Annotated in this window: 9 protein-coding genes; 7 read left to right on the top strand and 2 right to left on the bottom strand. The window is 31.1% G+C overall.

What is annotated here, in order from left to right:
- Positions 1-595 precede the first annotated feature (595 nt).
- The 5 genes from ACZ5B9_RS09530 (at position 596) to ACZ5B9_RS09510 (ending at position 14,478) form a co-directional block, all read left to right on the top strand.
- The gene (locus tag ACZ5B9_RS09530) at positions 596-9,052 is read left to right on the top strand and encodes an autotransporter-associated N-terminal domain-containing protein (protein WP_464422391.1); all 8,457 of its coding nucleotides are present in this window, start codon (positions 596-598) and stop codon (positions 9,050-9,052) included.
- 281 nt (positions 9,053-9,333) lie between these two features.
- Positions 9,334-10,755 (top strand): phospholipase D-like domain-containing protein, encoded by a 1,422-nt coding sequence (locus tag ACZ5B9_RS09525; protein WP_464422390.1) that lies wholly within the window; start codon positions 9,334-9,336, stop codon positions 10,753-10,755.
- Between the two features lie 124 nt (positions 10,756-10,879).
- Entirely contained in the window at positions 10,880-11,848 is a 969-nt protein-coding gene (locus ACZ5B9_RS09520; RefSeq protein ID WP_464422389.1) for a metallophosphoesterase family protein, read from the top strand.
- Positions 11,849-12,198: 350 nt separating this feature from the next.
- Positions 12,199-14,010, top strand: coding sequence for a translational GTPase TypA (gene typA / locus ACZ5B9_RS09515; protein ID WP_464422388.1), 1,812 nt, complete (start codon positions 12,199-12,201; stop codon positions 14,008-14,010).
- Between the two features lie 33 nt (positions 14,011-14,043).
- The gene (locus ACZ5B9_RS09510) at positions 14,044-14,478 is read left to right on the top strand and encodes a hypothetical protein (protein ID WP_464422387.1); all 435 of its coding nucleotides are present in this window, start codon (positions 14,044-14,046) and stop codon (positions 14,476-14,478) included.
- A gap of 115 nt (positions 14,479-14,593) precedes the next feature.
- On the opposite strand, the gene ACZ5B9_RS09505 is transcribed toward ACZ5B9_RS09510, so the two are convergent.
- The gene (locus tag ACZ5B9_RS09505; RefSeq protein WP_464422386.1) at positions 14,594-15,118 is read right to left on the bottom strand and encodes a hypothetical protein; all 525 of its coding nucleotides are present in this window, start codon (positions 15,116-15,118) and stop codon (positions 14,594-14,596) included.
- A 248-nt stretch (positions 15,119-15,366) separates the two neighbouring features.
- Between ACZ5B9_RS09505 and ACZ5B9_RS09500 the strand changes: the two genes are divergently transcribed.
- On the top strand, positions 15,367-16,182 hold the full coding sequence (locus ACZ5B9_RS09500; protein WP_464422385.1) for a helix-turn-helix domain-containing protein: 816 nt from the start codon (positions 15,367-15,369) through the stop codon (positions 16,180-16,182).
- Between the two features lie 59 nt (positions 16,183-16,241).
- Here the strand turns inward: ACZ5B9_RS09500 and ACZ5B9_RS09495 are convergent, their stop codons facing one another.
- Positions 16,242-17,240, bottom strand: a complete 999-nt coding sequence (locus ACZ5B9_RS09495) for an ABC transporter substrate-binding protein (protein WP_464422384.1) — start codon at positions 17,238-17,240, stop codon at positions 16,242-16,244.
- Between the two features lie 426 nt (positions 17,241-17,666).
- Here ACZ5B9_RS09495 and ACZ5B9_RS09490 point away from each other — a divergent pair, with 426 nt between their 5' ends.
- Complete coding sequence (locus ACZ5B9_RS09490; protein WP_464422383.1) at positions 17,667-18,134, top strand: CopY/TcrY family copper transport repressor; 468 nt, start codon at positions 17,667-17,669, stop codon at positions 18,132-18,134.
- Positions 18,135-18,237 lie beyond the last annotated feature (103 nt).

Raw genomic sequence — 18,237 nt, 5'->3', positions numbered from 1 at the left:
TTTTCTTATGAATATGTATTATGTTGCTTTTGATATATAAATTTTTATGGAATAATTGTATGTGTTATTAATTTAGAAAATATAAAATTTAATTTTACAAAAATTTCTTGTCGAAATTAAAAGGTAAGAAAGGGCTATAAGCGAATTGAATATTGCTTTTTGCTAATTAATTCGTTAATCTAAAAAATTATTTGAACTTAAAATATTGTATATAAACTAATATGGTAATTAACCATCTTCTTGACAAGTTAAAAGTTTAGTTTATATCTAGTATTATAAGTATTATAATTTTAAAAATAAAAAAATAGTTAATTTTTTATTTGTTGAAATCACTATCACTCACTTACCAATTTTAACAAAAGATTAATTATTTCTACAAAAAAAATCACTTATAAATGCTCTAAGGAACGTTTTACCTTTTGTATACTATATTTTAATTATTTTTCTGAGCTTATTATTTGTTTCAAAATCATGTTTTTAATCTTTTGTTTTTTATTATTGACTATTCTAGTACTTACTTTTTTGGTACAGAATGAAACATTATACTGCTTAATAGTCACTTTTTGACTATTTTCATAATTTTAAGGAGGAAGATATGAGTAATAACTTACGACAGATTGCTAAAGATTTGCGATCATTTGTAAAAAGATGTAAAGATGTACACTATTCTGACAGCCTGTTAATCACTTTCCTTGTTACTGGGCTTCTTACATTTGTGCCTAGAACGCTTGTTGCTGATGTGGTTACAGAACAACAGGAAGTAACAGCGCAAACATATGATGCCATTACTGATCTTAGACAGTCTTTCATACGTGCTAGAAAAGAAAATGAGCAATCTTTAAAAGGTGCCGAAAGAGAACTTGCAATGTTGTTGCAACAAGGAGAACAAGTAATTAAAAGTCCATGGGCATCATTCCAATTTGGTACAGGATATACTAATAACGACTGGGGAACTACTTACAGAGGACGTGGAGGTAAATTCCTAGAATATTACAGAAGAGATAATGATTTGACTAAATATGTATTTGACGCAAGCAAACATTTATACGGGGCTACTAACTTAAACATACCTCGTAACCAAGAGCCAAATTCATTAACTATCAATCCGGCTAATGTGCATGAGCCTTATAAGAATTATGTTCCTGAAAAAATAGATAATATTAACACACCAAATGCGGTAAGTTATAATCCAGTTATTTATGTAAGCACTCCAGTTTCAACAACTACAACAACTTATTCTTTTAGTGATAATAGAACACCAACAACACCTACACTTGGAGGAGCAGCTAAAACATCTTGGGGAAATTTTGGAGTTGTAACTAATAGTACGGGAGCACCATTAAAACCTGATTATACTTTTTCAAGTGATGACTATAAGTCATATAATGGATGGGATAGCAATACAGTATCATATAAATACAAGAATGACGGAACAGCAGATTATCGTAATGAACCTAATGTAACAGCAACTATTTCTAAGATAGGAGGTTCTGGATGGGGTTCTATGGCTACAATGTGGAATGGACGTGACTATACTAGTAATACAACAGATTTAAATGATGTTAAAGGAACTAGTAATTGGTGGAATCCACATACTTCTTGGAGTTCAAGTGTACAGTATGAGAACTTAAATGATGCTACAACATCAAGCATTGCTCCAGGATCTACTGCTACTACACCTTATTATACACCTGGACAATACTGGAATAATTCTGTTTATGGAAGCAATGGAACGATTGGTTATGATTATATTTATGCTAGAAATCGTAGCTGGTGGCCTTCTTGGTGGTCTTGGGGAATTAACTCTGGTGTAGGTGATACTACAACTAGAAATAATGCTTATAATCACTATATTGATAGTGCTAATCACGATGAAAATATATATGGTACTGGACATAGTTATAATAATTTTTCAGTAGTTCATACTATACCAGGAGGAACTCATACTTGGACAATATCAGGACTTCCTGGAGGAGGATCAGTTTCTAGTACAGTAAGTGAGGCTGATGCAAGACAAAGAGCAGTTAGACAAATAATAGATAATCAACATGCTAGTAACTGGTCTACTTGGTACAGTACTTATTTTAATGCATATGGATCTACTTACACAGGAACAGGTGGGTATAGAGAAACATTAATTTATGCACCTTCAAGTATAGATATAAACTATACTAATGCACATATAGGAGATAGCCATCCAGGAGGATCATTTGCATTTATCGGTGCATTGTCTGGTGGAAGTGCTGCAGTAACTGCTAAGATGAATGCTACACGTGTTTGGTTAAAAAATGGAGCAACTAGTGGAAATGCGGCATATGTAATTTCTACTAGTGGAGGAGATAAAACTTTAACATTTGAGAATGGAAGTTATATTGAAGGACATAATAATGATATAGGATTTAATATACAAGCTCGTGATTGGGCTCCTACTGTAAATGTAAGTATAAAAGGAAACGCTGATTTAACATTTACAGGAAGTAATAACTCTGTATTTAAATTAAACAGCCATATTACTAAGTTAGAAATAATAAATGGAAACAAAGCAGCTTCAGCAAGTGCTTTTGGTGATGATGTTGTAGCTTGGGGAACAGGACCAAATAATTATGGAAGAATTCATGTTAATGGAAATAACAATATAGTTTATGATGCTCGTAATATTGTACGTGATGCTACAAATTCAAAACTTTGGTTATCTGATGTACAGGTAGGAGGAGTTAATAACGTAATTGTAGGATTAAGACGAAGTACATATTTCCCAGGTGATGTCAAAATACAAGGTGCTATAGGTGGAGGTACTATGCCTGTTACTACAAACAATATAGCAATTTTCGCTGGAAATGCTCAAGGAGCTGTACCAAACAGTGCATATAATTCTCACGCAACAGCAGCAGATGCTGGTAATATGACAAAAGCAGTTAATGTAACTGTTCTTAATGTAGGACTAGGTTCAAATTCAACTAATTCCACTTTAGTTTATGCAAATAATGCAACACAAGTAGATGTAGCACAAGCAGCAACAACTAATAATGGTATAATTACAGATGGTGCAGAATGGATTACAGGTAAAAATGGAGTACATAGAGGATACGATGTAAAATTAGGGGCTACTTCTGAAAAATCTGTAATTGGATATGCTACTGGAGGATATTTAGGCGGAGGTATTACGGCAGTTGATCCAACATCTTCATCTACAATTAACTTTAAATCTAATGTAGACATGGTATCTAAAAATGGAGTAGTTTTCTATACTCAGGATGGTGGATTAATAACACAAGGACAGGGAACTGCAAAAGATACAAGAGCAGGAGGATATCATTCTATAATTGCTTTAGCTGATGGTGTAGCAACTGGTAAAAACAGATCAGCAGCTTCTACAGTTAAAATTAATGGTAATATAACTGCGGCAGATCATGTTGCTTTGAAAGATGCTACAACGTATGCAGGACTTACAGCTGCCCAGCAAGCTGCTACTTATAGTAACATTGGAGGAGCTGCCCTTAATGGTGGACAAGTTCTTATAGAAAATGCAGCAAAAGCTGGAAGTACAATAGAAGATGCTACTAGTTCAAATCAATCATTAATTTATGGTATGGCAGCTTATGCATATGGTAATAACTCTAAAGTTACTTACTCAGCAGAATCTGGTAAAGAAGCCTCTGTAAATGTAGTAAGTGGTTCAAGAGGAGCTCTTTGGGCAGAAAATAACGGTACAATAGAATTTAATGGAGATATTACTCACCAAAATAATGTTGGATCTAGTATCACTGATGCAAGCGGTACAAGATTTGGTAGAGGTAATATTACAAATGATGATATAGGACGTTTTGATAACGATCATGATTTAATATCACCATTCTATGTAAAAAGATGGGGAAATGGAAATGTTACAGGTTCTGTTTCAAATGATTCAGCTTCTATTACATTCAACAAAGCTACTAAAATTAATATGTATGATGGTATTTTATTAAATGGTAACGTTTATGGTAATAGATATGAAAATAATAAAGGATATGCGATTTCAGATTATCACAAAGAAATAACAGATAGCTCAGACCAATGGAAAGCTGCAAAATATAAAGGTATGGGACAAGTAACTACTGATATTCTATCTGATAATATTATAATGGGAATTGTTAACCAAGCAAAAGATACTATTAACTGGACATCTGATAAAGCTGGAGGAAGTGGAACTGGAGCGGTAACAGGTAGTGAAAACTTCTTAAGTGGAATTGGTGCTTATGCTGGTGGTATGAAAATTAACAATACTGCTAACCATAAACTTGATACTACTTTAATTAATGGTGCTTTAAAAATATCTGAAAATGTTAATATAGAAGATATTGAAACAACAAAACCAACTGGAGTAACAAATCCTAAAAATGATGCTTTCAATCACATAAAAATGGAAAGTGAAAAAGTAACTAATGAGGCAGAAATCACTGGAGATGCTGCTAATAGAGATATTTTTGGAGCTAGTAGAACTACTAATTATCAACTTAATAATGTAGGATTTACTGTTGGTAACTCATTAAGCAGATGGGATAGAACAGATAACCCTAATCCAACTTGGAGAAAAACAAGAAAAGATGAGTCAGGATTTACAAACTTAGGAAAAGTTGACATTTGGGGAGGTTCTAAAACTAATTCTATAACAGGACTTCTTGTAAACTTTGGAACTATTCAAAATGGTGACGGAACAACTAAAGGATACGTTAGAGTTGATCACGGAAATGCCATTGTTGGTACTGACGGAAGTGAACTGAAAAACTTGAAAGGCAGTGAAATAACAGTAACTGGTAAATATGTAAAACCTACTACTAATTCACCAACATTAGGAACTAATGGTGGTAGAGGAGACGATACAAGCTATGGTGGAGAAAACTATGGTATTGTAGGTATTTCTGACGGATATGTAGGATATAATTATGCTAATTTACTTAATCATACAGGTGTAGATAACTCTATTAAGATTACACACGAAGATGCTAAGATTTTTGTTGAAGGAGATCAAGCAACTGGTATTTATGCAGAAAATAGAAATGATGCTGCAAAAACTAATGTAGTTATTGATTATACAAATAGCAAAGCTGGAACAACTGGTATTGATATAAGAAATTCAAATATTACAGATACCAATGCACGTGGAATTGGTATTGCATTAGTAAACAAAACTCAAAACTATACAAATGAAACACAAGCAGGTGGAACTATTAACTTGACAGGAGCAAGTGATGGAGCATTTACATTTGGAAATAAAGCAACAAATACAAAAATAGGTTCACTTACTCTGGATATGGGTAAAAATGATATTCTAACTGGTAAAAATGGTATAGGTATCTATGCAGAAGCTGCTAAAATTAATTTAACTAATGATAAATTTACAGTTGAAACTCAAGATAATGGTGTTGGATTATGGGGAGTAGATGATACTCATGTTGCAACAGGTGCAAATCACCAAAAAACATTCCAATACAATTATAGTGGAGCTAGCAATAAAAATGGATTTGCAATGGCATTTACTGGTAAGAAATCTGGTATAACAAATGCATCAAATGATTTAGATATTAAATTTACTAACGTAAATGATACAGCAGTTGACCTAGCTTATGAATTAACAGAATCTAAAGCTGCTACACCAACAGCTAATCGTGGAACTTATAAAGGTATCGCTGGTATCTTAGTAAACACTAATGATGCTGGAGACACTGTAACTAACAGAGGTAACATTGAAGAAGATAAATCATCTGTTACTAATATAAGAGCTTATGGAGCTGTAGTTAATAAAGGTACATTTGTAAACTATGGTAACATTAAACTTAATGATTCATTGAATGAACAAGCTAACAAGATTACTTCTGAAGATATGAAGAAAGCTAATATCGGTATCTTTGCAAACGCTGCTAATGGTAATGCTGGTGGAACTTATACAACTATTACAAACCATGGAGATATTACAATTGGAGATTCTACAAATGATAAGAATATAGGAAGCTGGGCTATTTATGGATATAACGTAAATACAGGTGCTAAAGCTGATGGAAGTAAATCTCAAATTACAGTTAACAAAAATAACTACGGAATCTATTCAGGAGATGGAAATGTAAATATCCAACAAACTAAGATTTTAGTAGGAAATGACACTGTAATGGGACATGTTCAAACAACATCAGGAGTATCAACTACACCAGGAGCATACCCAATTAATAGACAAACTCAATATGCTAACCCTAATAACTTATTATCAGCATTAGATACTCCAAGAGAAAGAGATTCAGTAATCGGGGTTTACATTGACAGTAATCAAACTAGAACAAATACTGCAAGAAACATTAATGTAAGTGCTGATATGGATATCGACAGATTCTCATACGGTATTGTAATGGCTGAGAAAAACGGAGGAGCTCCAACAAATGTAACAATTGGTTCGGCTACAGATCAACCAACAATTAGATTGGCATACTCTACAAATAACAATGCAGGTGGACATGTTAAATCAACAAAACCTACAAACCCTAAAGTTCCAGAAGAAGTTTACGAACAAGGAAATGCTGTATATTACTACTCATTAGATACTGCATCAACAGGAAAATCTTATGCTAACGTAACAATGGATGGAGATTACAATACAGCTTACTATACAAAAGGGGCAATAGACAACTATGGAACAATTGACCTAAGATCTAAATATGATGTTGATAATCAAAATAATGATAGCTTAGGATTCGGAAACGTTGGGGTATTCTCAAGTAACACTGGAGTAGCTTCAACTAACTACGGAACAATTACAACTGGTATGTCAGATACAATCAACATGAGATATTCAGCAGCGATGGCCGCAGGACGTAATGTTTATAAAACTGACGGAACATTTGACAGAACACAAGAAGAAGGATACGTTGTAAATAGAGGAATAATCAATGTTAAGGAAAAAGAAGGTATCGGAATGTTCGCAACTGGTACTGGATCTAAAGCACTTAACTATGGAACAATTAACCTTGAAGGTGAAAGTTCAATCGGTATGTACCTTGACAGAGGAGCAATCGGAGAAAACCACGGAACAATTACTGGTAATGCTCAAAACTTGAAAGGGGTAGTTGCAATTAACGGAGGATACATTAAGAACTACGGAACAATTAATGTAACTGGAACAGGTTCTTATGGAATTGTAACTGATGGTTCAAGATTCCTTGTTGATGCAAACGGAAATCCTACAGAAGTTCTTTCATCAACAGATCCAAGATACTTAACTGCAGCAGCTAAAACTGCAGGACAAACTAACGGAAAAGGTGGAACTGACTTATATGGAGGAACTGAATCTTCAATTGAAGAAGGTACAGCAGGAAATCCTAAGACAACAGGAGTTGGAACAACTATAACTGCTCCAGACATCGTACCGTTAACTAAGATAAGTGTTGATGGTATTGATACTCCAATCTTCAATGTTGAAAGTGATGCTGCAAACCCTGGAGATTTTGCTAAGAATATAACTGTAACAAGTAGTATTCAAACTGGTGGAACAAGAATAATTGATCTTAATACGAAAGATGAATGGGGTAACCCAGCTTGGCCTCACCATAACAGAGAGCAAATGTCAGAAGTTACAAGTATCGGAATGTATGTTGATACATCAGGAGTTAGATATACTAACCCAATCAATGGTATTGAAAACTTACGTAAATTAGGAAAAGTTGACTTGTACTTCGGAACAGAAGCAACACTTTATACAAACTCTAAAGCAATTAGAATTGGAGATAAATATGACGAAAATGGAAATCTTGTTGCTAAGAGTAATATCTTGAAACCATTTAACGATGCGTTGAATAAATTACCAGGTGGAGCAAGAATTAATCCATTATCAGCAAGCTTAACTTGGCAAGTATTAGCAAAAATATCTGATGATAATCAATTATCAGAAGTGTACATGAGTAAAGTACCTTACCACTCATTTGCATTTGATGATGATAAATCACTTATAAACTTCACTAATAACTTGGATAACATTTATGAAATTGCAAGACCAGGAAGCCCTGAAAAAGTTATCTTTAATAAACTTAATACTTTAGGTAATGGAGAAGGACATATCCTAGCTCAAGCATTTGACCAAATGAGAGGACACATTTATGGTGGAGTTCAACAAAGAATTAAAGCAACATCTGATATTCTTGGTGGAGAAATAAATGGACTTAGAGGAGAATCTAATGGTTCTAAAGATTCTAACAAGTTCAAAGCTTTTGGACAAAGAAATGAATTTAAAACTGATACAGCTGGAATGCCTGATTGGTTCAGTAATGCAGGAGGATTTGTTTATGTTCACGAAGATGAAACTGTAAGACTTGGTCAATCTTCTGGATGGTATGCAGGGGTTGTAAACAACTACTTCACATTCAAAGATTTATCTAAATCATACGAAAATCAAGCAATGGCTAAAGTTGGAGCATTCAAACAAATACCACTTGATGAAAATGGAACTCTTAGACTTAACATAGGTGGAGACGGATTCATCGGTAGAAACGATACTAAACGTAGATTCTGGGTAATTGATCAAGAATTTAGAGCAAAAGCTAATTACTATTCTTATGGTGCAGGAGCAAACATTGGACTTGAAAAAGCATTTGTAATAAATGATGGATTTAGCATTGTTCCAAGTGTAGGAATTAAAGCTGAATACGGAAGATTCTCAGGAATCCACGAAGTTGGAGATATGGCATTGAATGTTAAGAGCGATGACTACATTTCAGTAAAACCAAATGTAGGAATTGACTTCAAATACACTCAACCAGTGTTCAAGAATACAAACTTCACAGCTACATTAGGATTTACTTATGAAAATGAAATTGGAAAAGTAAACAGTGTAGAAAATGAAGCAAGAATTGTAGGAGCATGGACAGACTATTATACAATCAAAGGAGATAAAGAAGACAAGAAAGGAAACTTCAAGTCACATCTAAACTTAGGATTGGATAATGGAAGATTAGGATTCTTGGTAAACACAGGATATGAAACAAAAGGACATAACTTCAAAGCAGGATTAGGATTGAAAGTATTGTACTAATACAGAGTATAAACTTTAGATTTAATAATGTTTGAAGGAAAGGAAATAGCTTAAACTTAGAGAGAGGCTGCCATATAGGTAGCCTTTCTTTTTATTTTAATTTAAGGTAGAAAAATTTTATAAATATTGGTATAATTAAATATAAGATTTAAAATTAAACTATTAAAAACTATATAAATTTAGAGTTTAAGTAAAATAATCATAACTTTTGAGTTCGTTTTTAAAGCAATTTTACTATAAATTTAATTTTTAAGTATTTTTTGTAAAAAAGGAGAATTAGTGTGAATAAGAAAAATATTTTGATATTTATATTTTTACTATTGGGAACAGTTTCATGTACGTCACTTTCAGAAGGGCTTACAATGAAAAGTGAAGTTTATAATGCAGATAATGTCGATTTTTATTATGATCTGACGTATAAAAAAGATGGAGAAACCCATTATGAAAGGCAGATTTGGGAGCAGGCCTATGATATTCTGGATAAGGCAGAGGATTTTTTTCTAATGGATATTTTTGTATTTAATGATTTTTTAGGAAAAGGTGTTAAGGAAAAGTTGCAGCCTTTGCCGATTGCAGAGGAGTTTGCACAGAAAATACTCGAAAAAAGGGAAAAAGATCCGAATGTGGAAATATACTTGATACTCGATGAAAGTAACACTTTTTATGGGGCATTTGACAACAAAACTCATAAAAAGCTGGAGCAGGCAGGTGTAAAAATCGGATATGTGGATTTAACAAAATTAAGAGATCCAATGCTTGTTTATTCGGCTCCATGGCGTCTTTTTATACAGCCTTTTGGAAATCCAAAAAATCGTGGAAAAACTAAAAATCCAATTTACGAAGGTACTGACAAAGTTACAATCCGAAGCATTTTAAGAGCATTAAATGCCAAAGCTAATCACAGAAAACTTATTATGAATGAAACTACAGCAATGTTGACATCGGCAAATCCACATGCAGAAGGTTCAAAGCACTCAAATGTGGCATTTAAGTTTTCATCGCCAATTATTAAGGAAATTTACGAAGGAGAAAAGCCGGCTGCAAAAATTACTAAAAAAGATGGAAGCTTAAAACAAAAACTGCCAGATAAGGATTTTAGTAAAATTCCATTTTCATCAAATGACAAGCTAAAATTACAATATTTTACGAATGGAGCAACAGCTAAAGATATTTCCCAAGAATTAAAAAATACACAGTTTGGGGAAAAAGTCATTATTGCCCAGTTTTTCCTTGCAGACAGAGGAATAATTAACGATATAAGGAAAGCTGCACGGCGTGGGGTAAAATTTGAGATAATTTTGAACAATTCAAATGCAGGACTCCCAAATAAAGCAGCTGCTGGAGAATTAATGAAATATGCAAGAAAGCATAATTATGACATAAATATCAAGTTTTACAACAAAGGAGAGGAAATGTACCACGTAAAAATGCTTTCTATTTTGAAAAGTGATTATTTGATAACTTACGGCGGTTCAACAAACTTTACAAGAAGAAATATGCGTAATTTCAATTTGGAAAATGAAATAAAAATTATGTCAGCTTATGATCAAAAAATTTCTAAAGATATTTTGGATTATTATGACAGATTATGGACAAATAGAGATGGAGAGTTTACACTGCCTTATGATGAACATAAAAATGAAAAATTAATGAATGATTTATTGTTTAGATTTATGGAAATGAATGGATTTGGAGCCTTTTAAAATATAAATATAGCCTTAAATACTTATCTTGCAGTAAAGGTTTGTCCTAATAATTAAAATAATTTATTTGAAAAATTTAAAGAATAAATATATGGATTTTATTAAAAGAAAAAGAGTGATTTTTATGGAAAGTGAAATTAAGACGAACAAGATTAAGATAGAAAAAATAGATGAGAATGATTATAATCGAATTTTTGTAATGTCAGATATTCATGGACAATATGATTTGTTTTTGAAAATGCTGGATAAAATTAAATTAAAAAGAGAAGATTTACTTGTGATTATAGGAGATATTTGTGACAGAGGTAAAAAGTCTTATGAAATTTATATGAAATGTATGAAAATGATAAAACTTGGGTATAACTTAAAGTTTATTTTGGGAAATCATGAGGATATGCTTCTGGAGGACTTAGAAAATGATTATCCAATTAGATATGAAACAGAATATTCTGTTTTTAGAAATTCTAAATATTTTGAAAATAAGGATATGAAAGATTGGCATGAAGAGAATTTTTTGGAAGAAATAGAATGGCTTGTAAAATGGCTTAAAAACTGCCCTTTGATAATTTCTGGGAATGAAAATATATTTGTACATGCAGGGCTTGATTTGAATAAGGTTTTGGAAAAGCAAGAAAAGGAAACAGTGCTTTGGACCAGAGAAGAGTTTTGGCTTATGGAAAATGTAGAACTTGAAGAATACAAAGGTAAAAACATATATTTTGGTCATACGCCTAATATAAATGGAAGAATTTCTAAAAAAACTGATAGAATAAAGGGAATAGATTGCGGTGCATTTTTTACGCATTTTTTAGGATGTATAGAAGTAAAAAGTCAAGAGGAAATTTATGTTTATGAAGATGAATTTATCCAGTTTAGCGAGGTTTCAGGAAAGGTATTTTTGGAACTTTGGAACGAGGAAGTGGCAGAGTTTATAGATTCTGAAAAGTATAAGATTAAAAGTGGGAAAGGGGAAGTAATAATTTTAGAAAAATTAGATAAAAATGAAAAAAAAATTTTAGCAGATTTTTGGAAAAAATATGAAAAATTGCTTGGAAAGAATATTGCAAATTATATTAAAAAGAAGAAATTATAAGTTAAAAAATTTAGGGGAATTGACATTTTTATAAAATATGCTATAATAAACGTGTAAAATCCCTAAGGGAGACTTTGTATAATATTTAAAAAAAATGTGCTACAAATTAGACTGGAAAAATCCAGTCTTTTTTGTTATAATATTTTAGGTGAGTTTTAGCACAACTCACAAAATATTATATAAAGAAGATAGTGAGATGGTAGATTTCATTGCGATATTTATTCTTTTTGTAATTATTTATTACAGTTTGAATAGATAAGAGCATGAATTTCACCTCTACTCCTCGCCCTTAGGGGAATACTTTAAAATTTAAGGAGGAAATATTAACAAGAAATTTGTTAAAACAAAAAATGAACAAAATTAAAAACATTGCAATTATTGCACACGTAGATCACGGAAAAACGACTCTTGTCGATGCTTTATTGAAACAGGCAGGAACATTTGGGGAACATGAAAAAGTAGATGAAAGAATTATGGATAGTAATGATTTGGAAAGAGAAAGAGGGATTACGATTTTTTCTAAAAACGCTTCATTTCATTATGATGGTTATAAGATAAATATTGTGGATACTCCTGGCCATGCGGATTTTGGTGGGGAAGTACAGAGGATCTTGAAAATGGTAGATTCTGTTTTACTTCTGGTAGATGCATTTGAAGGTGTTATGCCACAGACTAAATATGTATTGAAACAGGCGTTAGAGCATGGACTTCGTCCAATTGTGGTAGTTAATAAGATTGACAGGCCAAATTCAGATCCTGATGCAGTTGTGGATTCTGTTTTTGACTTATTTGTGGATTTAGGGGCAAATGATATTCAGCTTGATTTTCCAGTAGTTTATGCATCTGCAAAAAATGGATTTGCTAAATTGGAACTGGAAGATGAAGATAAGGATATGAAACCGCTTTATGATAAAATTATGGAGCATGTGGAAGATCCTGAAGGAGATGTGAATGAGCCGCTTCAAATGCTTGTTACAAATACTGAATATGACGAATATGTAGGAAAATTAGGAACTGGAAGAATCTATAACGGAAAAATTGAAAAAAATCAGGAAATTACATTGATTAAGAGAAATGGTGACTTGGTAAATGGTAAAGTTACTAGAATTTATGGATATGACGGACTTAAAAAAGTTGAAATGGAAGCAGCATTTGCTGGAGATATTGTAACAATTGCAGGAATTGAACAAATTGATATAGGAGAAACTGTGGCAAGTAAAGAAAATCCTAAGCCATTACCATTAATTGATATTGATGAGCCAACACTTGCGATGACTTTTATGGTAAATGATTCGCCATTTGCAGGGCAAGATGGAAAATTTGTAACTTCGAGAAATATTTTGGAAAGATTGCAAAAGGAAGTAAATCATAACGTGAGTATGAGACTTGAAATGACAGATTCGCCAGATGCATTTATTGTAAAAGGAAGAGGAGAGCTTCAATTATCTATTTTGCTTGAAAATATGAGAAGAGAAGGTTACGAAGTGGCAGTTTCAAAACCTGAAGTTATTTTTAAAGAAGAAAATGGACAGAAACTAGAGCCAATTGAACTTGCAATTATCGATGTTGCCGATGAGTTTGTAGGAGTTGTAATTGAAAAATTAGGACTTAGAAAAGGTGAGATGGTAAACATGAATCAAGGAAGCGACGGATATACAAGACTTGAGTTCAAAGTGCCTTCACGTGGATTAATCGGATTTAGAAATGAATTTTTGACGGAAACAAGAGGAACAGGAATTATAAATCACTCATTCTTTGAATATGGAGCTTTCAAGGGAGAAGTTACAGGACGAAGAAGAGGAGTTTTAATCGCAATGGAGCCTGGAATAAGTTTAGGGTACTCATTAAATAACTTACAGCCACGTGGAATCTTATTTATAGGACCAGGAGTGGAAGTTTACGAAGGAATGATAGTTGGAGAGCATTCAAGAGAAAACGACTTAGTTGTAAATGTATGCAAAGGTAAAAAACTTACAAATATGAGAGCCGCTGGAAGTGATGATGCTGTGAAATTGGCACCTCCAAAGGAATTTACACTGGAACTTGCACTTGAATATATTGAAAATGATGAGTTAGTGGAAATTACGCCTAACTCTATCAGACTTAGAAAAAAATATTTGAATGCTAACGATAGAAAAAAATATGAAAACTCTAAAAATTAAATATTAATATAAATTAGTAGCGATGTGATTTTTATGGATAATATAAAACTGGAAGAAAAGTTAAAAGCTGAGTTGTCAGAAGAAAAAATAAAATTTATTGAAAAATATAGCTTGGAAATAAATTCTAAAAGGCAATGGATAACTAGAAAAAATAATACACCTGAACGATTGTATTTTTCACATAAATTTATTTTAAGAAATAATATCTTAGAAATAGTTTTTAGAAAATATCAGCTTTGTTTTGCAAAATTAAAATATTTTAGAGCGAATATTGAAAAATATGATTTTTATAAATATACTCCCAAAGAAGGTTTTATAAAAACGCAATTGTGGGATGTGGAATTTTTTTATCATAGAAAATCAGAAAAAATAATAGATTTAAGATATTTGCAGCAAATAAGAAAAGTGGAAGATTTTTTGGAACTTATCGAATGGCTTGATAGTTTTGAAAGAAAGAAAATTATTTAAAACATTATTTAGTTTATAAAAAATTTGCTATAAAAATAGAATTCAAGTTATCTTTTTAGCTTTGAAGTCTTAAGTTTTTATAGCAATTCTTTTTTATTTATATTTTTTGTGAATGTTACATTTGTATACCTAGTGTTAGTGCTTTTAGAAGTTTTTCATTTTTTTCAGGGCTTATTTCCCAAGTATTACCTTTTTTTGTATAGATAACATCAAATGTTTCTTCATTGTATTTCAAATCAGGACTATTTAATTTTTGCGAAATAACTTCTGAAAAAATCTTTTTACTTTCTTCTTCTAGTTCTTTTCCAGATTTTCCCATCAACTTATCTAGATTTTGCATAGATTTTTTTTGAATTTCTTCCATTACTCCTGTTAAGGCAGGAGATTTCATTGTAACATTCAAAATAGATTCATTATTATTTGTAGTAACTTTGTTTATTTTATATGTTATTTTTTTGTATCCGTCAGTGAACAACATTAGTGCTTCTGCTGTTTCTTTATCATTTCCTACTAATGATGAAACATTTCCTTTTTGTAAAGAAGCCATTGTATTTTCAAAGTCCTTTTGAGTAGCATGTTTTCCACCACAACTTACAATTGTTAACAAAATTAAGATTAATACTGATAATATTTTTTTCATAAAAATCATCTCCTAAAAAATTTATTAATACACCATGTCTAATTATATAATACCTTGAAAAATACAAAAAACTTATCATAAATTGTGAAAAAATAACTTTTCATAAAAAAGATTTTATTATTTATTTAAAAATAAAATATATACTAATTTTATGTGGTATAATAATAGAATAATAAAAAATAGTAATTAAAACTTTAAATTGTTATTTATTATTAAAATAAAAGGTTTAAAAGAAATGGGCTGATAAAATGAAAATAAAAGAGATTGCCGAATATATGAGAAAAAATATTGAAAAAAGTTGTACTGTTGAAGGAACTGCTAGAGAATTTGGGTACAGTAAATTTGAATTTAGTAAAAAATTTAAGAAAAAAACAGGGTTTTTGCCAAGTCATTTTCTTTCGTTTTTGAAAATTGAAAAAGCTTTAGAAATAATAATTAACGAAAATGAGAATATTATCACTGCTCAAATAAGAACAGGTTACAGTAGTTCAGGCACTTTTTCAAATATTTTTAAAAAATATACGGGAATTTCACCATCAAACTATAAAAAAACTATCAAAAAATTTTATAAAACTATCAAAAATTATATAAATTCAAGTGAAGTGACAGAAATTTCTTACAATAAAGCTTTAAAAATAAATAAAGCTAAAAATTTTTTATATGTAAATTTAATTTATCCAGAAAACTATGAAAGTGAAATTACATTTATAGGACTTTTTAAAAATTGTATTCCTGATGATTTACCTGATTTTGGAAAAGTTTTAATTTCTACTAAAGTAAAAAACAGATGTATTTTTGAAAATATTCCTAACGGTAAATATTGGATTATAGGCTGCTCAATAGAAAAAGGAAGTGCTTTGAAAGACTTTTTTTATCTAAGAAATTCAATACATGCAAAAGAAAACAAAGCTATTACTTTTCCACTGGATAAAGAATACACATTAAAATTTAGAAAACCAACCTCCTCCGATTTTCCATTCTTAATAAATATTCCAAAACTTGTTAAAGAAGTAATTGAAATTAATATGGATAGACCTTCTTCAACACTTTATTCAAAAAAATAAACTGAAGCTATTTTCATAAGCTCCAGTTTTTTATATTTTTTAATTTAGAAATTTTTAAATTATTTTTTAGTTTCTACTATTTTAGCTTGTTTTAAAATACTATCTGGTACTTTGATTCCTAATAATTCCATATTTTGTTTATTAATTTCAATTTGCAAGTTTTTAACTGTTTCTATTGGAATTTCATTTGGTTTTTTACCTTTTAGTAAAATTTCAGCTGCGATTTCTCCAGAACGATAGCCAATATTATAGTCAGTAGTTCCTTGTGAAATTAATCCTCCTGCATTTGAGTAAACGTCATTTGTAGCTAGAATTGGAACTTTTGTGTTGTTAAAAACATCAAGTATTGCTGCAAAATATGATGCTACTGTATTGTCTTGAATTGCATAGTAGATATCAATTTCCTTTGAAATAAGGTTTGCTGCTGCAACCATTTCTGTTCCGTTTGTAACAGCTTTTTCAACTACGGTAAATCCATATTGTCCTGCGAGTTTTTTCAAATTATTTACTTCAGAAACTGAGTTTTGTTCAGATGAATTATAAATGATTCCTATTTTTTTAGCTTCTGGTAATAATTCTCTCATTAATTTCAAGTTTTCGTTTATTGGTGCCGCTCCACTTGTTCCTGTAACATTGGGAATTCCTTCAAGTCCTGCACTTTTTGGATCCGTAACTGATGCAAATACCACAGGGGTATCTCCTATAATCTGATTTTTAGCCGCCTGTGCTGTCGGTGTAGTAACCGCAAATACCAAATCTTTCTTATCCGCTGCAAACTGTTTCATAATCAATGTTTGATTACCCATGTCATTATTTGCAATTTTATCATCAAAATCAGCCTTTATTCCAGCTTTTTCCAAAGCATCTTTAAAACCTTGTTTTGCTGCGTTTAATGCTGGATGATCTACAATCTGTGACAATCCAATTTTATAAACCTTTTCACTAACTTGAGAATCTTTTTTTCCGTCTTGAGAATTATTACTTTTTTTATTTCCACAAGACAAAAGCATTCCTCCTAACATACCAAATAACAGTACACCTCTCATAATTTTTTTCATCTGTTTTCCTCCTAAAATAAATAATTTTGAATTTTTATAGTAAAAACTTTAAAAGTAAATTTCTGTTTTTTCGCTAAAACTTTGAATTTGTTTTTAAATTAAATTTTACTATGTTATTATTTTACCATATTTTTTTTAAATTTCCAGTAATATTTTGAAATAAAATTAAAAAACTAACTTATAGTTACTATAAATCTTATTCTATTAAATTAGTAAAGAAAGTATAAAGTTTCTATTAAAAAAAATGTTTAGTAAAAATATTTATAATTTTACTAAAAAAATATTTAAAGAAAGGATAATCTATGTTTTTAAAAGAAATTCAAAATTTAGGATATACTTCATACAAAAAAACTTGACAAAAAACGATTACTGTTGTAAACTATTAATATATAAGATTACAAACGTAAACGTTAAGCGAGGTAAAATATGAAAGAAAACTGTAAAATTGATAAAAAACAGCATATAACCGATGCAGAATGGGAAGTAATGCGTGTTGTGTGGGCAAATAGCGAAGTTACTAGCAAGTTTGTGACAGAGGTGCTTTGTGAGAAAATGAACTGGAAACAGGCTACAATAAAGACGCTGTTGAATCGGTTGCTGGAAAAGAATATTTTGAAAAAGAGGGAAATTCGGAATAAGTATATTTATTCGACGGATTTTACGGAAAAAGAGGTCGCTAACAGTTATATATTGGGAACTTTTGATAAAATTTGCAAAACGAAAGTTGGAGAAATGATAGGGAAAGTTATTGAGAACAGTGAACTGAGTTTTGGCGACTTAGACTTGATTTTAAAGGCTGTGGAGGAAAAGAGGAAAACGGCTGTGGAAGAAGTTTTGTGTGATTGTCTGGAGGGGCAGTGTAATTGTGAACATAATGGACATAAGCATATTTAAGATATAGTGTACTAAATGAAATCACAAGAGTAATTTGTTATTTTAGTAATAGACTTGTTAGGAAAACTGTAAGTGTTAATAAAGTAAGGTATTATGAAGTAAG

It is taken from the genome of Leptotrichia sp. SK-5, from assembly GCF_055387215.1.
The sequence above is the reverse complement of the archived record's forward strand: the minus strand, read 5'-3'. Positions and strand labels throughout refer to the sequence as shown.